This is a genomic window from Streptomyces sp. NPDC043896, assembly GCF_056435605.1.
Map to the genome: position 1 here is coordinate 112854 of NZ_JBWKEE010000002.1, position 21804 is coordinate 134657.

Below are 21804 nucleotides of genomic sequence, written 5' to 3' on the forward strand. Positions count from 1 at the left end.
TCCGCGGCGGGGTTCACCCCGGGAGGGTGAAACCGCCGAACAGGTCGTCCAGCGCGCGCCGCGAGGCGCTCGCGGGAGCGGCCCGGAAGGCGAGGTCGCGGGCCGCCACGGCCAGCGGGTGGGTCAGGGCCGCCACCCGCCCCATGCGGCGCGCCCGGACCCGGATGAGGTCGGTACGGGCGAGCCGGGCCCGGGTGTAGGCGGCGAGCGCGGCCGGGACGTCCGGGCCCCGCAGCAGGTGGGCGAGGACGACGGCGTCCTCGACGGCCTGGCAGCCGCCCTGCCCGAGGTTCGGCGTCATGGCGTGCGCGGCGTCGCCGATCCACGCGGTGCGCCCGTCGTGCAGCCGGGGGAGCGGCGCGGCCAGGTCGTACAGGTCGTGCTGGAGCACGGCCTCCGGGTCGATCCGGTCCAGCAGGGCGGGGATCGGGTCGTGCCAGGTGCCGTACCGCCGCAGCAGCTCGGTGCGGACGTCCGCGGGCCGGTACCCCTCGGGGACGACGGCGGTGGCGTACAGATAGACCCGCCCGTCGGCGAGCGGCACCGTCCCGAAGCGCTCGCCCCGGCCCCAGGTCTCGGCGGCCTCGGCCGCAGGCCCCGACGGCAGCACGGTCCGCCAGGCGGTCTCCCCGCTGTAGCGCAGACCGGGGTGGTCCGGGAAGCGGCGCCGGCGCAGCGGGCTGTGGATGCCGTCGGCGGCGACCACGGCGTCGGCGGTGAGGTCCCCGGCGCCGGTACGCACCACCGCGCGGCCCCCGTCCTCCCCGTCCACGGCGGTGACCTCCGCGCCGTACACCAGGGCGCCCTCCGGCAGCGCCTCCGCCAGCGCGGCGGTGAGGTCCGCGCGGTGCACGGCGAGCGGGGGCCGGCCGTAGCGGGCGGCCAGCGCGGCGGTGTCGGCGCGGCTCAGCACGGCGCCGCCGGGGCGGCGCAGGCCCATGGAGGCCGGGACGGCGCGGCCCGCCGCCCGGGTGGCGTCGAAGCCGACGGCGTCGTACGCGCGCAGGGCGTTGGGGGCGAGGACGATCCCCGCTCCGACGGCGGCGGGCCCGGCCGCCCGCTCGCACACGGTGACCCGCCAACCCCGGCGGTGCAGGGCCAGGGCGGCGGTGAGACCGCCGATCCCGGCTCCGGCGACGACGGCGTGGCGCGGGGTTTCGGGCATGGCACGGCCTCCTGCCGTTCGAGGATCCTCTACATCCGTAGAGGGAGGTGCTCGCACTCTACAGCTGTAGAGTGGGCGCATGTCCACCCCGCAGACCCCGCCCCCCGCCGCCGACCGCCGGACGCTGATCGCGGACACGGCCATCGCCCTCGTCGCCGCGGCAGGGCTGCGGGGCCTCACGCACCGGGCCGTCGACGGCGCCGCCGCGCTTCCGGCCGGGAGCACCTCGTACTACTTCCGCACCCGGACCGCGCTCATCGGCGCCTGCTACCGGCGCCTGGCCGAACTGGACCTCGCCGAACTGGACCTCGCCGGTCCGGACGCCACCGATGCGGACCCCGCCGATGCGGGCGCCGGCGGGGCGGGCGACGCCGGGGCCGGCGGGCCGCTCCCGGCCCCGGCGGACCGCGACGCAGCCGCGCGGCTGCTCGGGTCGCTGCTGTACGCATGGCTGACGCGCGGACGCGAACGCCAGCTGGCCCGCTTCGAACTGAGCCTGGAGGCAGCCCGGAGCCCCGAACTGGAACCGGCCCTCCGCCAGGCGGGAACGGCCGCCCGCGCCCGCGGGGCCGCCGTCCTCGCGGCCCTCGGCGCACCCCGGCCGCAGGAGTCCGCCGAACTCCTGGCCGCCTGGACCGACGGCCTGCTCTACGACCGCCTCGCCGGAGCCCTCGCCCACTCCCGCCCGGCCCCGGACCCGGCCGAACTGACCACCGCCGCCCGCCGGATGATCGACGCCGTGCTGGCCCCGGCTTAGGATCCCGGCATGATCGCCGAACTGCAGTGCGTCGTCCTCGACTGCCCCGAACCGCTCGTACTCGCCCGCTTCTACGGGGAGTTGCTCGGCGGAGAGGTCAACCGGCCCGACCGACGCTGGACCGTGGACCACCACTGGGCCACGCTGCACACCCCCTCCGGGGCCGTCATCGCCTTCCAGCAGGTACCCGGCCACCGGCCGCCGCGGTGGCCCGACCCCGCCCACCCCCAGCAGGCCCACCTGGACCTCGCCGTCGCCGACCTCGGCCGCGCCCAGGAGCGGGTCCTCGCCCTCGGCGCCACCCTGCTCGACGACACCCGCGACGCCGAGGGCTGGCGCGTCTACGCCGACCCCGCGGGACACCCCTTCTGCCTGATCCGGGAGGGCCGGTGAACGCGCCGCCCCGCCTCGTCCCGCTCATCCGGCAGTTCGAGTTCGCCTCGACGCGCCTGTCCGGCCGCTTGGCGGGACCCGTGATGGACAGCGGTGACGGCGCGGACACCCGGGTCGTGCCCATGGCCGACGAGGAGTACCTCTGGGAGCCGGTGGCGGAGTGCTGGTCGGTCCGGCGGCGGAGTGACGGCCCGGGCCCGCGCGCGACCTTCCTTGCCGGAGCCCGCGCGGGGGAGTGGGGGCGCGACGCCGCCGCCTACCCGCACCCCTGGCCGCCGCCCGTCACCACCCTCGCGTGGCGCCTCAGCCACCTGACGGAGATGCTGACCCTGCGCGCCGACCACACCGCCGGCAGCCGCGGCCTCACCCGCGACGACCACCCCGTCATCGGCGACGCCGCCGGCGCCGTGGCCGCCTTCGCGGAAGCCGCCGACGCCTGGCGCGAAGCGCTGCTGGGCGTCGACGAGGCCGCGCTGGACACCGTCGGGTACTGCACCTACCCGCACGGCAGCGACGCCGAGGAGCCGTTCGTCGACATCGCGTGGTGGGTCAACCAGGAAGTGCTCCACCACGGCGCCGAGATCGCCCTGCTCCGCGACCTCTACCGGGCCCGCCGCCGCGAGGCCTGAGCGGTGCCGGGACCGCCCGAAATCGGGTCGACCCGGCCGCCGCCAGGGCATACCGTCGACGCGCATGAGCATCCTCCAGACCATTCACGACGTGCCCGTTCTGATGTGCGACCCCGAGGGCGAGCCGATCGGGGGCGAACGGGACGTCCTGGACCTCGTGGGCAACGCGGCCTGGCAGGGCGTCCGCTGGGTCGTCGTGCCGGCCTCGCGCTTCGACGGGGAGTTCTTCCGGCTGAGCACCCGGATCGCCGGCGACATCGTCCAGAAGTTCGTCAACTACCGGGTGGGCCTCGTCGTCCTCGGTGACATCTCCCGCCACACGGACGGCAGCGAGGCCCTGCGGGACTTCGTCCGCGAGTGCAACCGGGGCGGCCAGACCTGGTTCCTCACCGACCTGGAGGAGCTGCGCGGGCGGCTGGAGGGCTGAGGGCGCCGGGCCGGGCCCGGGCCGGGCCCGGGCCGGTCCCCGCCCGTCAGTCCGTCGAGCGGGTCCAGCCCGTCGCCTCGATGCGCGACGCGTCCGCCGGGCGGTCCTCCGAGAAGAGGAGCCGGCCCGGTTCGGCGACCCGCAGCACGTCCACGTACACCCCGCGTCCCACGTAGCGGCCGGTCGAGGCGTGGCGGAAGCGGAGACGGACCTCGTGGCCGGGCCGGGAGGGGAGCGCGGCCTCGAGGCGGTGCCAGATGCGGCCCGACCAGCCGCCTGCCGAGCCCGCCGGCCACTGCTCGGGCACGCCGCCCGTGGTGCGGACGGTGCTGAACGGGAGGGGCTCCCAGGTGCTGCCGTCGGCCGAGGCCTCCAGGTGGAAGGCCCCCGCCCCGGGCACCGTGTCCCACCACACCGCGCAGCGCAGCCGGGCCCGGTCGGTGGCGGGGGTCAGCGGGGGCAGGGTGAGGGTGCCCGAGCCGCCGGTCTCCATCCCGGAGAACCAGGCCGGGCCGCCGTGCCGCGTACGGACGGGCACCGCGCGGGCGAAGCGGTTGCCGGCCGCGACCCGGGGCGCGCTGCCGGCCCGCCAGGTCCGCACGGGATGGACGGAGTTGCCGAGCAGGACCAGGAAGGAGTCGGTCGACGGGTCGAGGACCAGGGAGGTCCCGGTGAAGCCGGTGTGCCCGGCGGAGTGCGGGGTGGCCAGGGCTCCCATGTACCAGTGCTGGTAGAGCTCGAAGCCGAGGCCGTGGTCGTCGCCGGGGAAGGCGGTGTTGTAGTCGGTGAAGAGCAGCTCGACGGAGGCGGGACGCAGGACGCGCTTGCCCGCGTAGACCCCGCCGTCGAGCAGGGCGCGGGAGAGGATCGCGAGGTCCCAGGCGGTGCCGAAGACCCCGGCGTGGCCCGCGACCCCGCCGAGGGCGTACGCGTTCTCGTCGTGGACGGCGCCCCACACCAGGCCCCGGTCCAGGCCCGACCAGGGCGGGCGCTGCACCTCGGTGGCGGCGGTGACCCGGCGCCAGGAGAGCGGCGGGTTGTACCGCGTGCGGTGCATCCCGAGCGGAGCGGTGATCTCGTCCCGGAGCAGGACGTCCAAAGTGCGTCCGGTGATCCGTTCCAGAAGCAGCTGGAGCGCGATCAGGTTCAGGTCGGAGTACCGGTACACCGTCCCCGGCGTGTCCTGCGGCCGCACCGACCACAGCAGGCGCAGCTGCCCCTCGCGGGTGGACTCCTGGTAGAAGGGCGCCCACGACCGCAGCCCCGAGGTGTGCGTGAGCAGCTGACGGACCGTGACGTGCTCCTTGCCGCCCCCGGTGAACTCCGGCAGGTACCGGTCCACGGGGGCCTCCAGCTCCAGCCGGCCCCGCTCCATCTGCTGCACCGCCAGGATGGCGGTGAACAGCTTGCTCAGCGAGGCCAGATCGAAGACGGTGTCCTCCGCCATCGCGATCCGCTCCGCCGCCGGCAACTCCACCGGCCGGTCGGTCCGGCCGTCGTAGTCCGCGTACCGCACCGCGTCCCCCATCGCCCGGTGCAGCGCGACGGTGCGCCCGCGCCCGGCGAGCACCACGGCCCCGGCGTAGTACGGGTGCTCGGGGGAGGGGCCGAGGAACCGCCGGGCCTCCTCCGCGACCCCCTCCAGGTGACGTTCCAGCAGCCCGGCCTGGCGCGCCGACCCGTACCGCAGCCGCAGGCCCTGGAGGGCCCGCCGCTCGGCCGCCCCGGCCGGCGGCCCGGGCAGCGCGGCGTGCAGGACGAGCACCCCGCCCAGCGCCAGCAACCGCGCCCCGAGCCGCCGTCGGCTCAGCCCCCGCTCCACGCCCGCGTCCGCCCCCGTGACTCCCGCCATGACCGGCCCTCCTGTCCGCCCCGGATCTCGCCCCGAACCGCTCTGTCCGTCCACGCCGCCCGACCGCGCCGCTCTCCCCGGCCGCTCCGCCGCCGTCGCGCGGAGGCGCCCGGACCCGCCCGGACCCGCCCGGCCCGCCGCAGGCTCTCCGCACGCTACTGGGTATCTGCCCGCCCGCCGGGGACCCTCCGCACCCGCCCGCCCGCAAGAATCTGACACTGCATCAGGAAATCTCTTCCCTCGGCCGCCGCCCTGCGGCATCCTCACGCCCATGGAGACGGAGCTGAGCAGGAAACTGGGAATCGAGCACGCCATCTTCGGCTTCACGCCCTTCCCGGCGGTCGCCGCGGCCATCACCCGCGCGGGCGGCTTCGGCGTGCTCGGCGCCGTCCGGTACACCGCTCCCGACGACCTCAGACGCGACCTCGACTGGATGCAGGCCCACACCGACGGCAAGCCCTACGGCCTCGACGTCGTCATGCCCGCCAAGAAGGCCGTCGACGGCATCAGCGAGGCCGGCATCGAGGCGATGATCCCCGCTGGACACCGCGCCTTCGTCCGCGACACCCTCGCCAAGCACCACGTACCCGAGCTCGCCGAGGGCGAGGCCTCCGGCTGGCGGATCACCGGCTGGATGGAGCAGGTCGCCCGCAACCAGCTCGACGTCGCCTTCGACTACCCCATCAAACTCCTGGCGAACGCCCTGGGTTCCCCGCCCGCCGACGTCATCGCCCGCGCCCACGAGCACGGCGTCCTCGTCGCCGCCCTCGCCGGCAGCGCCAAGCACGCCCGCCGCCACGCCGAGGCCGGCATCGACATCGTCGTCGCCCAGGGCTACGAGGCCGGCGGCCACACCGGCGACATCGCCACCATGGTCCTGGTTCCCGAGATCGCCGAGGCCGTCGCCCCGCTCCCCGTGCTCGCCGCCGGAGGCATCGGCAGCGGCGAGCAGATCGCCGCCGGACTCGCCCTCGGCGCCCAGGGCGTCTGGCTCGGCTCCCTCTGGCTCACCACCACCGAGGCCGACCTGCACTCGCGCGCCCTCACCGAGAAGCTCCTCGCCGCCGGCTCCGGCGACACCGTCCGCTCCCGCGCCCTCACCGGCAAACCGGCCCGCCAGCTGCGCACCGAGTGGACCGACGCCTGGGACGACCCGGAGGGGCCCGGCGCCCTCCCCATGCCGCTCCAGGGCCTGCTCGTCGCCGAGGCCGTCTCCCGGATCCAGAAGTACGAGGTCGGGCCGCTGCTCGGCACCCCCGTGGGCCAGATCGTCGGGCGGATGAACAGCGAACGCGGCGTCCAGGCCGTCTTCGACGAGCTCACCAGCGGCTTCGAGCGCGCCATCGACCGCATCACCCGTATCGCCGGCCGGTCCCGAGAGGTGTGATCGACATGACTGACCAGCTCCCGCCGGGGTCTCCCCGGACACAGTCCGCGGGAGGCTTCTGGGCCCAGGCGGCGGCGGAGCCCGCCCGGACCGTCCTCGTCACCCCCGAAGGCGAGGAGTGGTCCGCCGGCCGGCTGCACGCCGACGTCAACCGCCTCGTCCACGGACTGCGCGCCGCCGGGCTGGAGAAGGGGGACGCCTTCGCCGTCGTCCTGCCCAACGGCGTCGAGTTCTTCACCGCCTACCTCGCCGCCTCCCAGGCGGGCTTCTACCTGGTCCCCGTCAACCATCACCTCGTCGGCCCCGAGATCGCCTGGATCGTCTCCGACTCCGGCGCGAAGGTCCTCATCGCCCACGAGCGGTTCGCGCAGGCCGCCACCGCCGCCGCCGAAGAGGCCGGACTCGCCCCGGGGCGCCGCTACGCCGTCGGAGCGGTCCCGGGCTTCCGCCCGTACGCCGACCTGCTCGACGGGCAGAGCGGCGAGCCCCCCGCCGACCGCACCCTCGGCTGGGTCATGAACTACACCTCCGGCACCACGGGCCGGCCCCGCGGCATCCGCCGCCCGCTGCCCGGGAAGCTCCCGGAGGAGACGTACCTCGGCGGGTTCCTCGGCATCTTCGGCATCCGCCCCGCGGACGGCAACGTCCACCTGGTGTGCTCACCGCTCTACCACACGGCGGTGCTCCAGTTCGCGGGCGCGTCCCTGCACCTCGGCCATCCGCTCGTCCTGATGGACAAGTGGGGCCCCGAGGAGATGCTCCGGCTGATCGACCGCCACGCCTGTACGCACACCCACATGGTCCCCACCCAGTTCCACCGTCTCCTCGCCCTCCCGCAGGAGACGAAGGACGCCTACGACGTCTCCTCGATGCGGCACGCCATCCACGGCGCCGCCCCCTGCCCCGACCACGTCAAACGGGCGATGATCGACTGGTGGGGCCGGTGCGTGGAGGAGTACTACGCGGCCAGCGAGGGAGGCGGGGCCTTCGCCACCGCAGAGGACTGGCTGAAGAAGCCGGGCACGGTCGGCAAGGCCTGGCCGATCAGCGAACTCGCGATCTTCGACGACGACGGCAACCGGCTGCCCGCCGGAGAACTGGGCACCGTCTACCTGAAGATGAACACCGGCGGCTTCAGCTACCACAAGGACGAGGGCAAGACCCGCAAGAACCGCATCGGGGACTTCTTCACCGTCGGCGACCTCGGGCTGCTCGACGAGGAGGGTTACCTCTTCCTCCGCGACCGCAAGATCGACATGATCATCTCGGGCGGGGTCAACATCTACCCGGCCGAGATCGAGTCCGCCCTGCTCGGCCACCCGGCCGTCGCCGACGCCGCGGCCTTCGGCATCCCCCACGAGTCCTGGGGGGAGGAGGTCAAGGCCGTCATCGAGCCCGCCGAGGGCTTCGAGGCGGGCGACGCCCTGGCCGCCGAGATCCTGCACCACTGTGAACGGCAGCTCGCCGGCTACAAGCGGCCGAAGTCCGTCGACTTCATCGCGTCGATGCCCCGCGACCCGAACGGCAAGCTCTACAAGCGGCGGCTGCGCGACCCCTACTGGGAGGGCCGCGAGCGCGCGGTGTGAGGGACTCCGGCACCCGCCCCGGCTCGGCCCCCGACGCCGGCTCAGACCCCGACGGCCCCGTCGATCCGCTCCCGCAGCAGATCGGCGTGGCCGTTGTGCCGTGCGTACTCCTCGACCATGTGGATCAGCACCCACCGCAACGACACCGGCCCCAGCCAGCCGTCCTCGCCCTCGACGTCCAGGTGGGGTGCGCCGGCGGCGAACCGGTCGGCGAACTCCACCTCGCGCCGCCAGGCTCCCCACGCCTCCGCCACGGCTCCGGGCCCGGACACCGCGCCGTCGAAGTCCCCGTCCGGATCCTGCGGCGAGGAGAACAGGGGCGATGCGTCCTGCCCGGCCAGCACCTGCCGGAACCAGCGCCGCTCCACATCGGCCAGATGGCGGACCAGACCGAGCAGCGACAGCGTCGACGGCTCCACCGACCGCCGGGACAACTCGGAATCCAGTCCGGCGCACTTGAGTTCCAGCGTCGTGCGCTGGGCCGCCAGCACGGCGAGCAGCACGGCCCGCTCGTCCCCCGTGAAGGGTCCCTTGAAGCGGGCCTCGCTCTCCGCGCCCGCGACCAGTTCCGCTCTCCTCGTCCGGTTCGTCATGTACTGATCATCGGCCATCCGGGTGTACGCGCGGAAGCCCGGGCCGAGCCGCTCCGACCGTGCCCGATGACCGTCATACGCCGAGATGTCGTGAGAAGTGCCACTCCACGGCCCCGGATGCGCGCCCCGCGGCGCACCGGGGCGGCAGTTCTGGCAACTTGGCAGGCATGAGTACGGCAACGCGCAGATCCCCCCTGACCGACTGGACCCTCCTGGTCCCCGTGGTGGCGCTCGTCGCGCTCGTCCTCAGCTGGGGCCGTGACCTGCCCGGCTTCGCCGTGGCCCTGGTCGCCCTGTGCCTCGCCGGGGCGGTCCTCGCGGCCGTGCACCACGCCGAGGTGGTGGCCCACCGGGTCGGCGAACCCTTCGGCTCCCTCGTCCTCGCCGTCGCCGTGACCGTCATCGAAGTGGCCCTGATCGTCACCCTGATGGCCGATGGCGGGGACAAGACAGCCTCCCTCGCCCGGGACACCGTCTTCGCCGCCGTCATGATCACCTGCAACGGCATCGTCGGCCTGTCCCTGCTGGTCGGGGCCCTGCGCAACCGGGTCGCCGTCTTCAACGCGGAGGGTTCCGGCGCGGCCCTGGCCACCGTCGCCACCCTCGCCGTACTGAGCCTGGTCCTGCCGACCTTCACCACCAGCAAGCCCGGCCCCGAGTTCTCCACCGCCCAGCTGGCCTTCGCCGCCGTCGCCTCCCTCGCCCTCTACGGGTTGTTCATCGCCGTCCAGACCGTCCGCCACCGGGACTACTTCCTGCCCGTGGACACCGGGAGCGCCGGCCGCCCCGCCGCCGGGACCGCCGCCGCCCCTGCTCCGGGCGGCGACGACGACGGCGACCACGCCGAACCGCCCACCGCCCGCGCCGCCCTCTTCAGCCTCGGCCTGCTCTTCGTCGCCCTCGTCGCGGTCGTCGGCAACGCCAAGGCCGTCTCCCCCACCATCGAGAAGGGCGTCTCCGACGCCGGCCTGCCCCACGCCGTCGTCGGTGTGATCATCGCGCTGCTCGTCCTGGCCCCCGAGACCCTGGCCGCCGTCCGGGCCGCCCGCCGCGACCGCGTCCAGACCAGCCTCAACCTCGCCTACGGCTCCGCCATCGCCAGCATCGGTCTGACCATCCCGGCCATCGCCCTCGCCTCCGTCTGGCTGACCGGGCCGCTGCTGCTGGGCCTGGCGCCGCTCCACATGGTGCTGCTCGCCCTGACCGTGGTCGTCGGCGCCCTGACGATCGTCCCCGGCCGCGCCACCCTCCTCCAGGGCGGGGTGCACCTCGTCCTGCTGGCGGCGTACCTCTTCCTCGCCGTCAGTCCCTGAGCCGGCGCCGGACTTCAGGAGAGGCGGCCGAAGAGGGCGGCCAGAAGCACCCCGGCGGCGAGGAAGACGACGGTCAGGGTGGCCATGGCGGCCTTCTGCTCGCCCGTCACCTCCGGTTCCGGCATGGCCATCGCGGCCGGCGGCACGGGGTGCTCCGGCGGGGCCGGGAGCGGCTCGCCGCCCGCACCGAGGGCCCGTGCCGTGCCCATGCCGTGCTTGAGGCGGTTGGCCACCAGCCAGACGTTGACCGGGTAGGCGAAGGCGAGACCCGCCAGCACCGCCAGCGAGAACGTCGCCCAGAAGCGCGGGTCCGCCACGTCCCGGGCGCCCGGCACATGGCTGCGGACGATGACGTTCACGGCGACCATCGCCCCCATCACGCAGTTCATCGACAGCCACTCGGCGAACACCGTCGCGCGGACGGCGGCCGGGTAGCGGCCGCCGAACATGTCGCGCATGAACAGCGCCTGGAACACCAGCAGCCCGAACCCGAAGCCCACCGCGTACTCCAGCAGCGCGTCGGCCCAGGGAGCCAGACCGAGCAGCGAGGCGGCCACTACACGCTCCGCCGAGGCCGCGGCGGGCGCCCGGCGGTGACCCGCTGCCCCGGGGGCCGGGATACCGGCCTCGCCGGTCGGCGCACCGATGTTGACCCCGCCGTCCGGGCGGGTGAGGATCACGCCCATGACGCCCATGACGCCCATGACGGCAGTGCGGCACCAGACGGTCGACGGGCTCGTACGGGTCAGCGCGCGGCGCCACCCCGACCGGGTCGCCCTCCGCTACCGGGAACGGAGCTGGACCTACGCGGAACTCGACGCCGCAGTCTCCACCGGCGCCGCCGTCCTGCGGGAGCGGTACGGACTGTCCGCGGGGGACCGGGTCGCGGCCTTCGCCCACAACTCCGACGCCTACCTCATCGCCTTCCTCGCCTGCGCCCGCGCCGGGCTCACCCACGTCCCCGTCAACCAGAACCTCACCGGCGAGGACCTCGCGCACATCCTCGGCGACTGCGCGAGCGCCCTGGTCCTCACCGACCCCGACCTGGCCTCCCGGATCCCCGGCGGGCACCCCGTGCGGGCGCTGCGTGACGCGCCCGGGTCGTTCCTGTCCGCGCTGGCCGAACCCCTCGACCACGAGCCCGCCGGGGATCCGGACGCCGTGGTGCAACTGCTGTACACCTCGGGGACCACCGCCCTGCCCAAGGGCGCGATGATGACGCACCGGGCGCTGGCCCACGAGTACGAGAGCGCGATCGAAGCCCTGGACCTGGACGGGGACGACCGCCCCGTGCACTCGCTGCCGCTCTACCACTCGGCGCAGATGCACGTCTTCCTGCTGCCGTACCTGGCGGTGGGCGCGCACAACACCGTTCTGGACGCCCCCGTGGCCGAGGAGATCTTCGACCTGGTGGAGGCGGGCCGGGCCGACAGCCTCTTCGCTCCGCCCACGGTGTGGATCGCCCTGGCCAACCACCCCCAGTTCGGCCGGCGGGAACTCGGCGGGCTGCGCAAGGCCTACTACGGGGCCTCGGTCATGCCGGTGCCGGTTCTGGAGCGGCTGCGGGCCCGGCTGCCCGGACTGGGCTTCTACAACTGCTTCGGGCAGAGCGAGATCGGCCCGCTGGCCACCGTCCTGGGGCCGGACGAGCACGAGGGGCGGATGGACTCGTGCGGGCGCCCGGTGCGCCACGTGGAGGCCAGGGTGGTCGACGAGGACGGCGCGGACGTCCCCGACGGTACGGCGGGCGAGGTCGTCTACCGCTCGCCGCAGCTGTGCCTGGGCTACTGGAACGACCCCGAGGCCACCGGGAAGGCCTTCCGGGACGGCTGGTTCCGCTCGGGTGACCTCGCGGTGCGGGACACGGACGGGTACTTCACCGTGGTGGACCGGGTGAAGGACGTCATCAACTCGGGTGGGGTCCTGGTGGCGTCCCGGCAGGTCGAGGACGTCCTCTACACCCACCCCGGGGTGGCCGAGGCGGCGGTCGTCGGGCTGCCCGACGAGCGGTGGATCGAGGCGGTCACGGCGGTGGTCGTCCCCCGGGGCGAGGTGACGGAGGGGGAGCTGATGGCCTACGCGCGGGAGCGGCTCGCGCACTTCAAGGCGCCCAAGCGGGTGCTGTTCGTGGAGGCCCTCCCGCGCAACGCCAGCGGCAAGATCCTCAAGCGCGAGCTGCGCGACCGCTTCGGGAAGGGCTGACCCGAGCGGGCCGCTTCCGGGTCACTCGGGCCCCGGGCCGTGAAGGGGGCCGTGCGCGGGGGGCAGTACGCCGCCGGCGCGCAGGCGGCGCAGGGTCAGGTACTCGTGGACGAGGCGGCCGACCAGGGCGCCGCCGTAGACGACGAAGCCGACGCCGACGAGCCAGGACTGGACGACCAGCAGTGTTCCGAAGGGGCCGTAGGTGACGGCGTTCGAGGCGATCAGCGGGGAGAACACCAGCTGGGAGAAGATCCTGAGGCCCAGCAGGCCCAGGCTGGTCGCCACCGCGCCGGGCAGCAGCGCCCGCCAGCGGACCCGGCCGCCAAGCAGGAGCCGTCCGGAGCTCCAGAAGAACAGGCAGGTGCCGACCGTGTCGCTGACGGTGCCCACCGCCGTGCCCGCCACGCTGTCGGAGGGGGCGGGGATCCCCACGAGCAGCCCGAGGTAGCAGACCAGCAGGGCCAGCCACACGACGTGCCGCCACATGGTGTGCCAGCGGGCCGTCGGCAGGTCCCACACCTTCTCGTAGCCGGTCTGCACGGCGGAGCCGAAGGTCAGTCCGAACACGGCGAGGGCCGCCAGTCCGAAGGCGGTGGTCCGCTCCAGGGCCAGGTCCGCCGCCCCGAACAGCATCTCGACCCGGGCCCGCGAGGCCGCCGTCACCCCGAGCGCCTGGCCCAGCCAGCGGCCGAAGTTGGAGCCGCTGCCCGGCGCCGCCGCGGCCACCACGACCAGCAGCGGCACCAGGGTGAGGAACCCGAGGGCGGCGAAGCCCATCGCCCGGTGCATCAGCTCGATCTCCCGGCCCCGGCTCCAGGCGAGCCCGGCGGCGGAGCCCAGGAGCCGGTCGTGGAGGTGCCGGAGGGTCGAGGTCACACCGGATCCCCTACCCGGGCGGCCCCGGCCGCTCCCGGAAGCGGCGTCGGAATCAGCCCGAACGGGTGGTTTCAGCCGCCCCTCGGTGTCCCCGGCGGGGTCAGGCGGTGTGCGGCTCCCGGAGGTCCTTCACCCGCTTGATCTTGCCGACCGAGCGCTCCAGGCTCTCCGGCTCCACCACCTCGACGGCCACGGACACCCCGACGGACTCCTTGACCGCCCGCGCCAGCTCGGCGGCGGCGTCCCGCCGCCTCCCGGCGTCGGCCTCCCGGCGCGCCTCCACCCGCACGGTGAGGGCGTCGAGGCGGCCCTCCCGGGTCAGCCGCAGCTGGAAGTGCGGGGCGAGGCCCGGGACGCGCAGGAGTATCTCCTCGATCTGGGTGGGGTAGAGGTTCACCCCGCGCAGGATGATCATGTCGTCGCTGCGGCCGGTCACCTTCTCCATGCGGCGGAAGGCGGGCCGGGCCGTCCCCGGCAGCAGCCGCGTCAGATCCCGGGTGCGGTAGCGGATCACCGGCATGGCCTCCTTGGTCAGGGAGGTGAACACCAGCTCCCCGGGCTCCCCGTCCGGCACCGCCGTCCCGGTGAACGGATCGACCACCTCGGGGTAGAAGTGGTCCTCCCAGATGTGCAGGCCGTCCTTGTGCGAGGCGAACTCCTGCGCGACGCCCGGTCCGATCACCTCCGACAGGCCGTATATGTCCACCGCGTCGATGTCGAGCCGGTCCTCGATCTCCCGGCGCATCTCCTCCGTCCAGGGCTCGGCGCCGAAGACGCCCGTGCGCAGCGAGGTCCGGCGCGGGTCGATGCCCTGGCGCTCCATCTCGTCCAGCAGTGTGAGCATGTAGGAGGGGGTGACCATGATGACCTCCGGGCGGAAGTCCTGGATCAGTCTGACCTGGCGGTCCGTCATGCCCCCGGACGCGGGGACCACGGTGCAGCCCAGCCGCTCCGCCCCGTAATGGGCGCCCAGACCCCCGGTGAACAGGCCGTACCCGTAGGCGATGTGCACGATCTGCCCCGGCCGGCCGCCCGCCGCGCGCAGCGACCGGGCGACGACATCGGCCCAGGTGGCCAGGTCCCCGTCGGTGTAGCCGACCACCGTCGGGCGGCCGGTGGTGCCGCTGGAGGCGTGGATGCGGCGCACGTCGCCGCGCGGCACCGCGAACATCCCGAAGGGGTACTGGTCGCGCAGGTCCGCCTTGGTGGTGAACGGGAAGAGGGAGAGGTCCGCCAGCGAACGGCAGTCGTCGGGATGGACCCCCGCCTTGTCGAAGGCCTGCCGGTAGAAGGCCACGCGGTCGTACGCCCGGTGCAGGGTCGCCCGCAGCCGCTTCAGCTGGAGCGCCGCCAGCTCGTCGGCGCTCAGCCGCTCGCCTTCGTCCCGGACATCCTCGAGGTCGTCGAGACCCGCACGCGCCGTCATTGCCCTCACCTCATCGCCATCGTCATCGTCGTCGAGAGTCGTACCGCCAGAAGCCAACCGAACGTTCATTCGGTAGATTGCCGGAGCCCGCCGGGTAAATCAATGACTCGAACGAGTGGTCGTCTGATCTGATGGCCCCCATGCCTGTATTCACCACCTATGACGGAACCGAACTCGCCTACCACGTCAGGGGCGAGGGCGAACCGCTGGTCTGCCTCCCCGGCGGCGCCATGCGCGCCTCCCGGTACCTGGGCGACCTCGGCGGACTCGCCGCCGGCCGCCGCCTCATCCTCCTCGACCTGCGCGGCACCGGCGACTCCGCGATACCGGCGGACGAGGCCACGTACCGCGTCGACCACCAGGTCGCCGACGTCGAGGCCCTCCGTGTCCACCTGGGCCTGGAGCGCATGGACGTCCTCGCCCACTCCGCCGCGGGCAACCTCGCCCTGCTCCACGCCGCCGCGCACCCCGAGCGGATCCGCCGCCTGGTCCTCGTGACCCCCACCGCCTGGGCCGTGGACCTCGGGCCGACCCCGGAGCAGAGCCTGGCGGCCGTCCGGATCCGCGCGGGCCGGGAGCCCTACGACACGGCCATCGCCGCGTACGAGCGGATGTGGGCGGCCGGCGGCGACCCTTCCCCGGAGGACCGGCGCCGGGCGATGGTCCTCGCCTACGGCCGCTGGGACGAGCGGGCGCGCGCCCACCTCGCCGCGAGCGACCAGGAGCGCAACCAGGCCGCCGCCGCCGTCTTCGCCGCCCCCGGGGCGTTCGACCCGGCCGCCACGCGCGCGGCGCTCCGCCGCTTCGAGGGCGAGGCGCTGGTCCTGGCGGGGGAACTGGACGGCTACCCCACCACCGCCGTCGCCGATGAACTCGCCGGGCTCCTCCCGCACGCCGCCGCCGACGTCCAGCGGGGCGCCGCGCACTTCCCGTGGCTGGACGACGCCGAATGGTTCGCGGCCCGCGTCGAACGCTTCCTGGCCACCGGAGCCTGACCCCGCGCCCCTCTCGGCCGGCGCGCCGGAAGGGCGCCGGCGGCTCGTCTCGGCGTGCCGTTCCACTTCGCGGGTCCCGGCACCCCGGACGACGGGGCACCCCGCTGGAGGGCCTGAGCCCGCGCTTCCCGTACCGGTCCGCGGGCCCAGGGGGCGGTCATGCCCGGCGCCTCTCGCTCCCGTGCGTCTCGCTCCCGTGCCTCACGCCCCGGCGCCTCTCGCTCCCGTGCCTCACACCCCCGTGCCTCACACCCCCGTGCCTCACGCCCCCGCGTCCGCCTCCGTGGCCACCGCCTTCGCCCAGCGGTAGTCCGCCTTGCCGCTCGGGGAGCGCTGTACGGACGGCGTGATCACCAGCTGGCGCGGGATCTTGTAGCCGGCCAGCCGCGTCCGGCAGTGGCTCTGGATCTCCTCCAGGGTCGGCTCGGGCGCACCCTGCCGTACCTGCACCACCGCGGCCACGTGGTTGCCCCACGTCGCGTCCGGGACGCCCGCCACCAGGACGTCGTACACGTCCGGGTGCGACTTCAGGGCCTGCTCGACCTCCTCCGGATACACCTTCTCGCCCCCGGTGTTGATGCACTGCGAGCCGCGCCCCAGCACGGTCACGATGCCCTGTTCGTCGACCGTCGCCATGTCGCCGAGCAGCACCCAGCGCTCGTCCCCCTTCCGGAAGAAGGTCTCGGCCGTCTTCACCGGGTCGTTGTAGTACCCGAGCGGCACGTGCCCGCGCTGGGCGAGGCGGCCGGGAACGCCGACCGCCACCGGCTCGTGCGTCACCGGGTCGACCACCCGCGTCCGGTCGTTGACCTGGAGCCGGAACCCCTTCTCCGGGCCGGAGTCGTCCGTCGCCCGGCCGTTGGAACCGGACTCGGAGGAGCCGAAGTTGTTCAGGAGCACCACGTTCGGCACCAGGCGCTGGAACTCGGCGCGGACGGTCTCCGACATGATGGCCCCGGAGGAGGAGACGCTGAACAGCGAGGAGAGGTCCGTCCCCTTGAGCGGCCCGTTCAGGGCGTCGATCAGCGGCCGCAGCATCGCGTCGCCGACCAGCGAGACGCTCGACACCTTCTCCTTCTCGATGGTGCGCAGCACCTCCTCGGGCGCGTACTTGCGGTGGATGACCACCCTCTGGCCGTAGTTGAAGGCGATGAACGAGGTCAGCGTCGAGGTGCCGTGCATCAGCGGGGGAGCGGGGAAGAAGGTCAGCCCGGCGCCGCGGGCCGCGACCCGCTCGGCCAGCTCCTCCGGCCGCTTCACCGGCTCGCCCGAGGGCTCCCCGCCGAAGAGACCGGCGAAGAACAGGTCCTCGGCCCGCCACATCACGCCCTTGGGCATCCCGGTCGTGCCGCCGGTGTAGATGATGAACAGGTCGTCGGCGCTGCGCTCCGGGAAGCCGCGCTCCGGGGACCCGGCCTCCTCCGCCTCCGCGTACGCGACCGGCGCGACGGCCGGCTCCGGGGCGCCGGCGGGCGCCTGCCCGACCCGGACGAGGTGGCGCAGCTTCGGGGTCTGCGGCAGCGCGGCCGCCACCCGCTCCGTGAACTCGCCCTCGAAGACGAGGGCGGCGAGGTCCGCGTCGCCGTAGAGGTAGACCAGTTCCTCCTCCACGTACCGGTAGTTGACGTTCACCGGCACCAGGCGCGCCTTGAGGCAGGCCAGCACGGTCTGGAGGTACTCGATCCCGTTGTAGAGGTGCAGCCCCACGTGCTCGCCGGGCCGCAGCCCGCTGTCCAGCAGGTGGTGTCCGACGCGGTTCGCCGCCGCGTCCAGCTCCGCGTACGTGAGGCGGCGCTCGGCGCCGGTCCCGGGGTGGTCCACGTACACCAGGGCCTCGCGCTCCGGGACCACGTCCACGACCGATTCGAACAGGTCGGCAAGGTTGTACTCCACCGTTCCTCCTGACCCGAAAGTGCTCACGGCTGGGCTGCTCGGCGGTCATTACAGCGCCGCCCGCTCCAAGGGGGAAGGGCGCACACCAAGAAATCTGACTGGGTGTCAGGAAACTCTTGAACTGCACCCGGCCCTCCTGCAACCTGTTCTAGGTCTTGAGACGGGAGGACGGCAATGGGTGGGACCGAACACCTGACGGTGGAACGCCGCGGAGCCACGCTGGTGCTCACCATGAACAGGCCCGAAGCGAAGAACGCGCTCTCGCTTCCCCTGCTGGTGGGCCTGTACGACGCCTGGCTGGAGGCCGACGCGGACGACGCCGTGCGCTCGGTGGTGCTGACGGGCGCCGGCGGCGACTTCTGCGCCGGGATGGACCTCAAGGCGCTGGCCGGCGGCGGCATGGCGGGCGACCGGTACCGGGACCGCCTCAAAGCCGACCCCGACCTGCACTGGAAGGCGATGCTGCGCCACCACCGGCCGCGCAAGCCGGTGATCGCGGCGGTGGAGGGCTACTGCGTGGCCGGCGGCACCGAGATCCTCCAGGGCACCGACATCAGGGTGGCCGGGGCAGGGGCCACCTTCGGGCTGTTCGAGGTCAGGCGGGGGCTGTTCCCGATCGGCGGCTCCACCGTCCGCCTGCCCCGCCAGATCCCGCGCGCGCACGCCCTGGAGATGCTGCTGACGGGCCGCCCGTACTCGGCGGAGGAAGCGGCGCGGATCGGGCTGGTGGGCCGGGTGGTGCCGGACGGCACGGCGCTGGAGGCCGCGCTGGAGACGGCGGAGCTGATCAACGCGTGCGGGCCGCTGGCCGTCGAGGCGGTGAAGGCGTCCGTGTACGAAGCCGCCGAGCTCACGGAGACGGAGGGCCTGGCAGCCGAACTGGTCCGGGGGTGGCCGGTCTTCGACACGGCCGACGCGAAGGAGGGGGCGCGGGCCTTCGCGGAGAAGCGGCCCCCGGTCTACCGCCGGGCCTGATCCAAAAGACACGGCCTCACCGAATCCAGCCCCGTCGAGAACCGGAGAGACATCCATGACAGCCGCGTCCCCGCCCGAGGTGCTGCGCGCGCCCCTCGTCGTCGAGTTCCCCTTCACCCGGTCCCTCGGACCCGTGCAGAGCGCCTTCCTCACCGGACTCCGGCAGGGCGTCGTGCTCGGGGTCAGGACCTCCGACGGGCGGGTCATGGTCCCGCCCGCCGAGTACGACCCCGTCACCGCCGAGGAGATCCGGGACCTCGTCGAGGTCGCCCCCACCGGTACCGTCACCACCTGGGCCTGGAACGGCGAGCCCCGCCCCCAGCAGCCCCTCGGCACCCCCTTCGCCTGGGTGCTCGTACGGCTCGACGGCGCCGACACCGCGATCCTGCACGCCCTCGACGCACCCGGCCCCGACGCCGTGTCCACCGGGATGCGGGTGCGCGTCCGCTGGGCCGCCGAGCGCACCGGGGCCATCACCGACATCGCCTGCTTCGAGCCCTGCGGGGGCCAGGAGGAGGAAGGCGGCGCCGCACCGCACGACGGGGTGTTCGCCGACCCCGTCACCGGCATCGTCGCCGAGGCCCGCCTCGACTACACGTACAGCCCCGGCCGTGCCCAGACCGCGTACATCAACGCGCTCTCCGAGCGGCGCACCGTCGGCGAGCGCTGCCCCTCCTGCCACAAGGTGTACGTCCCCCCTCGCGGCGCGTGCCCCACCTGCGGGGTGGCCACCACCGACCAGGTCGAGGTCGGGCCCGCCGGGACCGTCACCACCTTCTGCATCGTCAACATCAAGGCGCGCAACCTGGACATCGAAGTCCCCTACGTCTACGCCCACATCGCCCTCGACGGCGCTGGCCTCGCCCTCCACGGCCGGATCGGCGGCATCCCGTACGACCAGGTCCGCATGGGCCTGCGCGTCGAACCGGTGTGGACCGACGGCGGCCGCTACCCCGACCACTACCGCCCCACCGGCGAGCCGGACGCGGACTACGACGCGTACAAGGAGCTCCTCTGATGCCCAGGAACACCCGCCGCGCGCGCGAGGTGGCCGTCGTCGCGTTCGCCCAGAGCGACCACCGGCGCCGCACCGACGAACTCAGCGAAGTCGAGATGGTGATGCCCGTCCTGCACCAGGTGCTGGCGGCCACCGGGCTCAAGGCGGGCGAGATCGGCTTCACCTGCTCAGGCTCCAGCGACTACCTCGCCGGCCGGGCCTTCTCCTTCACCATGACCCTCGACGGGGTCGGCGCCTGGCCGCCGATCTCCGAGTCGCACGTCGAGATGGACGGTGCCTGGGCGCTCTACGAGGCCTGGGTCAAGATCCAGACCGGCGAGGCCGACACCGCGCTCGTCTACGCGTACGGGAAGTCCTCGCCGGGGTCCGTGCGCGACGTCCTGACCCGGCAGCTCGACCCGTACTACCTCGCCCCCCTGTGGCCCGACTCGGTGGCCCTGGCCGCCCTCCAGGCGCGGGCGCTGATCGACGCGGGCGAGACCGACGAGCACGCGCTCGCCGCGATCGGCGCCCGCAGCCGCGCCTCCGCCGGGGCCAACCCGCACGCCCAGCTCAGCGGCAGCGTCCCGCAGGGCGACTACCAGGTGCGGCCGCTGCGCACGGGCGACTGCCCGCCCATCGGGGACGGCGCCGCCGCCGTCGTACTGGCCGCGGGCGACGCGGCGCGGCGGCTGTGCGCGCGGCCCGCCTGGATCACCGGCATCGACCACCGCATCGAGGCGCACGGCCTCGGCCTGCGCGACCTGACCCGGTCCCCGTCCACCCGGACCGCCGCCGAGCACGCCGGGGTCTTCGACGCCCCCGTCGACACGGCGGAACTGCACGCGCCGTTCTCCTCCCAGGAGGTCGTGCTCCGCAAGGCGCTCCGACTCGGCGACACGGTGGCCGTCAACCCCTCCGGCGGGGCCCTCGCCGCGAACCCGATGATGGCCGCCGGCCTCATCCGGATCGGCGAGGCGGCCGCCCGCATCCACCGCGGCGAGTCCCACCGGGCCGTCGCGCACGCCACCTCCGGCCCCTGCCTCCAGCAGAACCTGGTGGCCGTCCTGGAAGGGGACCGCGCATGAGCGCCTCCGGCACACCGGGCAAGGAGCCCGTGGCCGTCGTCGGGATCGGCCAGACCAAGCACGTCGCCGCCCGGCACGACGTCTCCATCGCCGGGCTGGTCCGCGAGGCCGCGGCCCGCGCCCTCGCCGACGCGGAGCTGACCTGGGCCGACATCGACGCGGTCGTCATCGGCAAGGCCCCCGACTTCTTCGAGGGCGTCATGATGCCGGAGCTCTACCTGGCGGACGCCCTCGGCGCGGTCGGCAAGCCGATGCTCCGCGTCCACACGGCCGGCTCCGTCGGCGGTTCCACCGCCCTGGTCGCCGCCAACCTGGTCGCGGCCCGCGTCCACCGCACCGTCCTGACGCTCGCCTTCGAGAAGCAGTCCGAGTCCAACGCCATGTGGGGGCTCTCGCTGCCCGTCCCCTTCCAGCAGCCGCTGCTGGCCGGCGCGGGCGGCTTCTTCGCCCCGCACGTGCGCGCGTACATGCGGCGCACCGGGGCGCCGGACACCGTGGGCTCGCTCGTCGCGTACAAGGACCGGCGCAACGCCCTGAAGAACCCGTACGCGCACCTGCACGAGCACGACATCACCCTGGAGAAGGTCCAGTCCTCGCCGATGCTGTGGGACCCGATCCGGTACTCCGAGACCTGCCCGTCCTCGGACGGCGCGTGCGCGATGGTCCTCACCGACCGTGCGGGCGCGGCCCGTTCGCCCCGGCCGCCCGCCTGGGTGCACGGCGGGGCGATGCGCAGCGAGCCGACGCTCTTCGCGGGCAAGGACTTCGTCTCGCCGCAGGCCGGCAAGGACTGCGCGGCCGACGTCTACCGGCAGGCCGGGATCACCGACCCGCGCCGGGAGATCGACGCGGTCGAGATGTACGTGCCGTTCTCCTGGTACGAGCCGATGTGGCTGGAGAACCTCGGCTTCGCGCAGGAGGGGGAGGGCTGGAAGCTCACCGAGGCGGGGGTCACCGAACTGGACGGCGACCTCCCGGTGAACCCCTCCGGCGGGGTGCTGTCCACCAACCCGATCGGCGCCTCGGGCATGATCCGCTTCGCGGAGGCCGCCCTCCAGGTCCGCGGCGGGGCCGGGGAGCACCAGGTCCCCGGAGCCCGGCGGGCACTGGGCCACGCGTACGGCGGCGGCGCGCAGTTCTTCGCGATGTGGCTGGTCGGCGCGCACCCGCCGGAGTCCTGACCGGGGCCGCTGTGCCGGACCGGCCGCGGGTGACGCCCGCGGCCTGTGCGGCGCCCGCCCCGCTCGCTA

The 21804-nt window shown here is 74.1% G+C and carries 20 protein-coding genes; 13 read left to right on the plus strand and 7 right to left on the minus strand.

The genetic code is table 11. The annotated features are described in order from the left end of the window. Positions 1-13: 13 nt before the first annotated feature. Complete coding sequence (locus AC069X_RS03280) at positions 14-1165, minus strand: FAD-dependent monooxygenase (protein ID WP_478724545.1); 1152 nt, start codon at positions 1163-1165, stop codon at positions 14-16. A gap of 79 nt (positions 1166-1244) precedes the next feature. Here AC069X_RS03280 and AC069X_RS03285 point away from each other — a divergent pair, with 79 nt between their 5' ends. From AC069X_RS03285 to AC069X_RS03300, 4 genes are all read left to right on the plus strand, one after another. Further along, on the plus strand, positions 1245-1922 hold the full coding sequence (locus AC069X_RS03285) for a TetR/AcrR family transcriptional regulator (protein ID WP_478724546.1): 678 nt from the start codon (positions 1245-1247) through the stop codon (positions 1920-1922). Positions 1923-1931: 9 nt separating this feature from the next. Beyond that, positions 1932-2315, plus strand: coding sequence for a VOC family protein (locus AC069X_RS03290; protein ID WP_478724548.1), 384 nt, complete (start codon positions 1932-1934; stop codon positions 2313-2315). Then, entirely contained in the window at positions 2312-2944 is a 633-nt protein-coding gene (locus AC069X_RS03295) for a DinB family protein (protein WP_478724550.1), read from the plus strand. Before AC069X_RS03290 ends, AC069X_RS03295 begins: the two co-directional genes overlap by 4 nt. Positions 2945-3008: 64 nt before the next feature. After that, positions 3009-3371, plus strand: a complete 363-nt coding sequence (locus AC069X_RS03300) for a DUF4180 domain-containing protein (protein ID WP_478724552.1) — start codon at positions 3009-3011, stop codon at positions 3369-3371. A 46-nt stretch (positions 3372-3417) separates the two neighbouring features. Here the strand turns inward: AC069X_RS03300 and AC069X_RS03305 are convergent, their stop codons facing one another. Further along, a complete protein-coding gene (locus AC069X_RS03305) occupies positions 3418-5223 on the minus strand; it encodes a serine hydrolase domain-containing protein (protein ID WP_478724554.1) in 1806 nt (601 codons plus the stop codon). 271 nt (positions 5224-5494) lie between these two features. Here AC069X_RS03305 and AC069X_RS03310 point away from each other — a divergent pair, with 271 nt between their 5' ends. Further along, the gene (locus tag AC069X_RS03310; protein ID WP_478724556.1) at positions 5495-6610 is read left to right on the plus strand and encodes an NAD(P)H-dependent flavin oxidoreductase; all 1116 of its coding nucleotides are present in this window, start codon (positions 5495-5497) and stop codon (positions 6608-6610) included. A gap of 5 nt (positions 6611-6615) precedes the next feature. After that, complete coding sequence (locus AC069X_RS03315) at positions 6616-8196, plus strand: acyl-CoA synthetase (RefSeq protein ID WP_478724558.1); 1581 nt, start codon at positions 6616-6618, stop codon at positions 8194-8196. A 41-nt stretch (positions 8197-8237) separates the two neighbouring features. Here AC069X_RS03315 and AC069X_RS03320 read toward each other — a convergent pair whose 3' ends face one another. Continuing rightward, entirely contained in the window at positions 8238-8789 is a 552-nt protein-coding gene (locus tag AC069X_RS03320; RefSeq protein ID WP_478724560.1) for a DinB family protein, read from the minus strand. Between the two features lie 167 nt (positions 8790-8956). On the opposite strand from AC069X_RS03320, the gene AC069X_RS03325 reads away from it, so the two are divergent. Continuing rightward, the gene (locus tag AC069X_RS03325; RefSeq protein ID WP_478724562.1) at positions 8957-10102 is read left to right on the plus strand and encodes a calcium:cation antiporter; all 1146 of its coding nucleotides are present in this window, start codon (positions 8957-8959) and stop codon (positions 10100-10102) included. Positions 10103-10116: 14 nt separating this feature from the next. Here the strand turns inward: AC069X_RS03325 and AC069X_RS03330 are convergent, their stop codons facing one another. After that, positions 10117-10806, minus strand: coding sequence for a DUF4396 domain-containing protein (locus AC069X_RS03330; RefSeq protein ID WP_478724564.1), 690 nt, complete (start codon positions 10804-10806; stop codon positions 10117-10119). Between AC069X_RS03330 and AC069X_RS03335 the strand changes: the two genes are divergently transcribed. Further along, positions 10805-12304, plus strand: a complete 1500-nt coding sequence (locus AC069X_RS03335; RefSeq protein ID WP_478725093.1) for a fatty acyl-CoA synthetase — start codon at positions 10805-10807, stop codon at positions 12302-12304. The genes AC069X_RS03330 and AC069X_RS03335 overlap by 2 nt on opposite strands. 21 nt (positions 12305-12325) lie before the next feature. Here the strand turns inward: AC069X_RS03335 and AC069X_RS03340 are convergent, their stop codons facing one another. Together AC069X_RS03340 and paaK are read right to left on the minus strand one after the other, a co-directional pair. Next, positions 12326-13180, minus strand: a complete 855-nt coding sequence (locus tag AC069X_RS03340) for a YhjD/YihY/BrkB family envelope integrity protein (RefSeq protein WP_478724566.1) — start codon at positions 13178-13180, stop codon at positions 12326-12328. A 100-nt stretch (positions 13181-13280) separates the two neighbouring features. Beyond that, the gene (gene paaK, locus AC069X_RS03345) at positions 13281-14606 is read right to left on the minus strand and encodes a phenylacetate--CoA ligase PaaK (protein WP_478724568.1); all 1326 of its coding nucleotides are present in this window, start codon (positions 14604-14606) and stop codon (positions 13281-13283) included. A gap of 140 nt (positions 14607-14746) precedes the next feature. Between paaK and AC069X_RS03350 the strand changes: the two genes are divergently transcribed. Then, positions 14747-15601 (plus strand): alpha/beta fold hydrolase, encoded by an 855-nt coding sequence (locus AC069X_RS03350; RefSeq protein WP_478724570.1) that lies wholly within the window; start codon positions 14747-14749, stop codon positions 15599-15601. 261 nt (positions 15602-15862) lie between these two features. Here AC069X_RS03350 and AC069X_RS03355 read toward each other — a convergent pair whose 3' ends face one another. Further along, positions 15863-17494 carry an acyl-CoA synthetase gene (locus AC069X_RS03355; RefSeq protein ID WP_478724572.1) on the minus strand — a complete coding sequence of 544 codons (1632 nt, stop codon included), beginning with the start codon at positions 17492-17494 and terminating at the stop codon, positions 15863-15865. Positions 17495-17668: 174 nt separating this feature from the next. On the opposite strand from AC069X_RS03355, the gene AC069X_RS03360 reads away from it, so the two are divergent. The 4 genes from AC069X_RS03360 to AC069X_RS03375 are packed head-to-tail and all read left to right on the plus strand — an operon-like array spanning position 17669 to position 21735. After that, the gene (locus AC069X_RS03360) at positions 17669-18469 is read left to right on the plus strand and encodes a crotonase/enoyl-CoA hydratase family protein (RefSeq protein WP_478724574.1); all 801 of its coding nucleotides are present in this window, start codon (positions 17669-17671) and stop codon (positions 18467-18469) included. A gap of 55 nt (positions 18470-18524) precedes the next feature. After that, positions 18525-19487 carry a Zn-ribbon domain-containing OB-fold protein gene (locus AC069X_RS03365; protein WP_478724576.1) on the plus strand — a complete coding sequence of 321 codons (963 nt, stop codon included), beginning with the start codon at positions 18525-18527 and terminating at the stop codon, positions 19485-19487. Beyond that, positions 19487-20554: a thiolase domain-containing protein gene (locus tag AC069X_RS03370; protein WP_478724578.1), complete on the plus strand. Its 1068-nt coding sequence runs from the start codon at positions 19487-19489 to the stop codon at positions 20552-20554. Before AC069X_RS03365 ends, AC069X_RS03370 begins: the two co-directional genes overlap by 1 nt. Then, positions 20551-21735 (plus strand): thiolase domain-containing protein, encoded by a 1185-nt coding sequence (locus tag AC069X_RS03375; protein WP_478724580.1) that lies wholly within the window; start codon positions 20551-20553, stop codon positions 21733-21735. The genes AC069X_RS03370 and AC069X_RS03375 overlap by 4 nt, the downstream gene beginning before the upstream one ends. The last annotated feature ends 69 nt before the right edge of the window (positions 21736-21804 follow it).

Excerpts from the sequence above, each read along its gene's own strand:
- AC069X_RS03280 (WP_478724545.1), bottom strand. The coding sequence starts at position 1,165 with ATGCCCGAAACCCCGCGCCACGCCGTCGTCGCCGGAGCCGGGATCGGC.
- AC069X_RS03285 (WP_478724546.1), top strand. The coding sequence starts at position 1,245 with ATGTCCACCCCGCAGACCCCGCCCCCCGCCGCCGACCGCCGGACGCTG.
- AC069X_RS03290 (WP_478724548.1), top strand. The coding sequence starts at position 1,932 with ATGATCGCCGAACTGCAGTGCGTCGTCCTCGACTGCCCCGAACCGCTC.
- AC069X_RS03300 (WP_478724552.1), top strand. The coding sequence starts at position 3,009 with ATGAGCATCCTCCAGACCATTCACGACGTGCCCGTTCTGATGTGCGAC.
- AC069X_RS03305 (WP_478724554.1), bottom strand. The coding sequence starts at position 5,223 with ATGGCGGGAGTCACGGGGGCGGACGCGGGCGTGGAGCGGGGGCTGAGC.
- AC069X_RS03310 (WP_478724556.1), top strand. The coding sequence starts at position 5,495 with ATGGAGACGGAGCTGAGCAGGAAACTGGGAATCGAGCACGCCATCTTC.
- AC069X_RS03315 (WP_478724558.1), top strand. The coding sequence starts at position 6,616 with ATGACTGACCAGCTCCCGCCGGGGTCTCCCCGGACACAGTCCGCGGGA.
- AC069X_RS03320 (WP_478724560.1), bottom strand. The coding sequence starts at position 8,789 with ATGACGAACCGGACGAGGAGAGCGGAACTGGTCGCGGGCGCGGAGAGC.
- AC069X_RS03325 (WP_478724562.1), top strand. The coding sequence starts at position 8,957 with ATGAGTACGGCAACGCGCAGATCCCCCCTGACCGACTGGACCCTCCTG.
- AC069X_RS03335 (WP_478725093.1), top strand. The coding sequence starts at position 10,805 with ATGACGGCAGTGCGGCACCAGACGGTCGACGGGCTCGTACGGGTCAGC.
- AC069X_RS03330 (WP_478724564.1), bottom strand. The coding sequence starts at position 10,806 with ATGGGCGTCATGGGCGTCATGGGCGTGATCCTCACCCGCCCGGACGGC.
- paaK (WP_478724568.1), bottom strand. The coding sequence starts at position 14,606 with ATGACGGCGCGTGCGGGTCTCGACGACCTCGAGGATGTCCGGGACGAA.
- AC069X_RS03350 (WP_478724570.1), top strand. The coding sequence starts at position 14,747 with ATGCCTGTATTCACCACCTATGACGGAACCGAACTCGCCTACCACGTC.
- AC069X_RS03360 (WP_478724574.1), top strand. The coding sequence starts at position 17,669 with ATGGGTGGGACCGAACACCTGACGGTGGAACGCCGCGGAGCCACGCTG.
- AC069X_RS03365 (WP_478724576.1), top strand. The coding sequence starts at position 18,525 with ATGACAGCCGCGTCCCCGCCCGAGGTGCTGCGCGCGCCCCTCGTCGTC.
- AC069X_RS03370 (WP_478724578.1), top strand. The coding sequence starts at position 19,487 with ATGCCCAGGAACACCCGCCGCGCGCGCGAGGTGGCCGTCGTCGCGTTC.
- AC069X_RS03375 (WP_478724580.1), top strand. The coding sequence starts at position 20,551 with ATGAGCGCCTCCGGCACACCGGGCAAGGAGCCCGTGGCCGTCGTCGGG.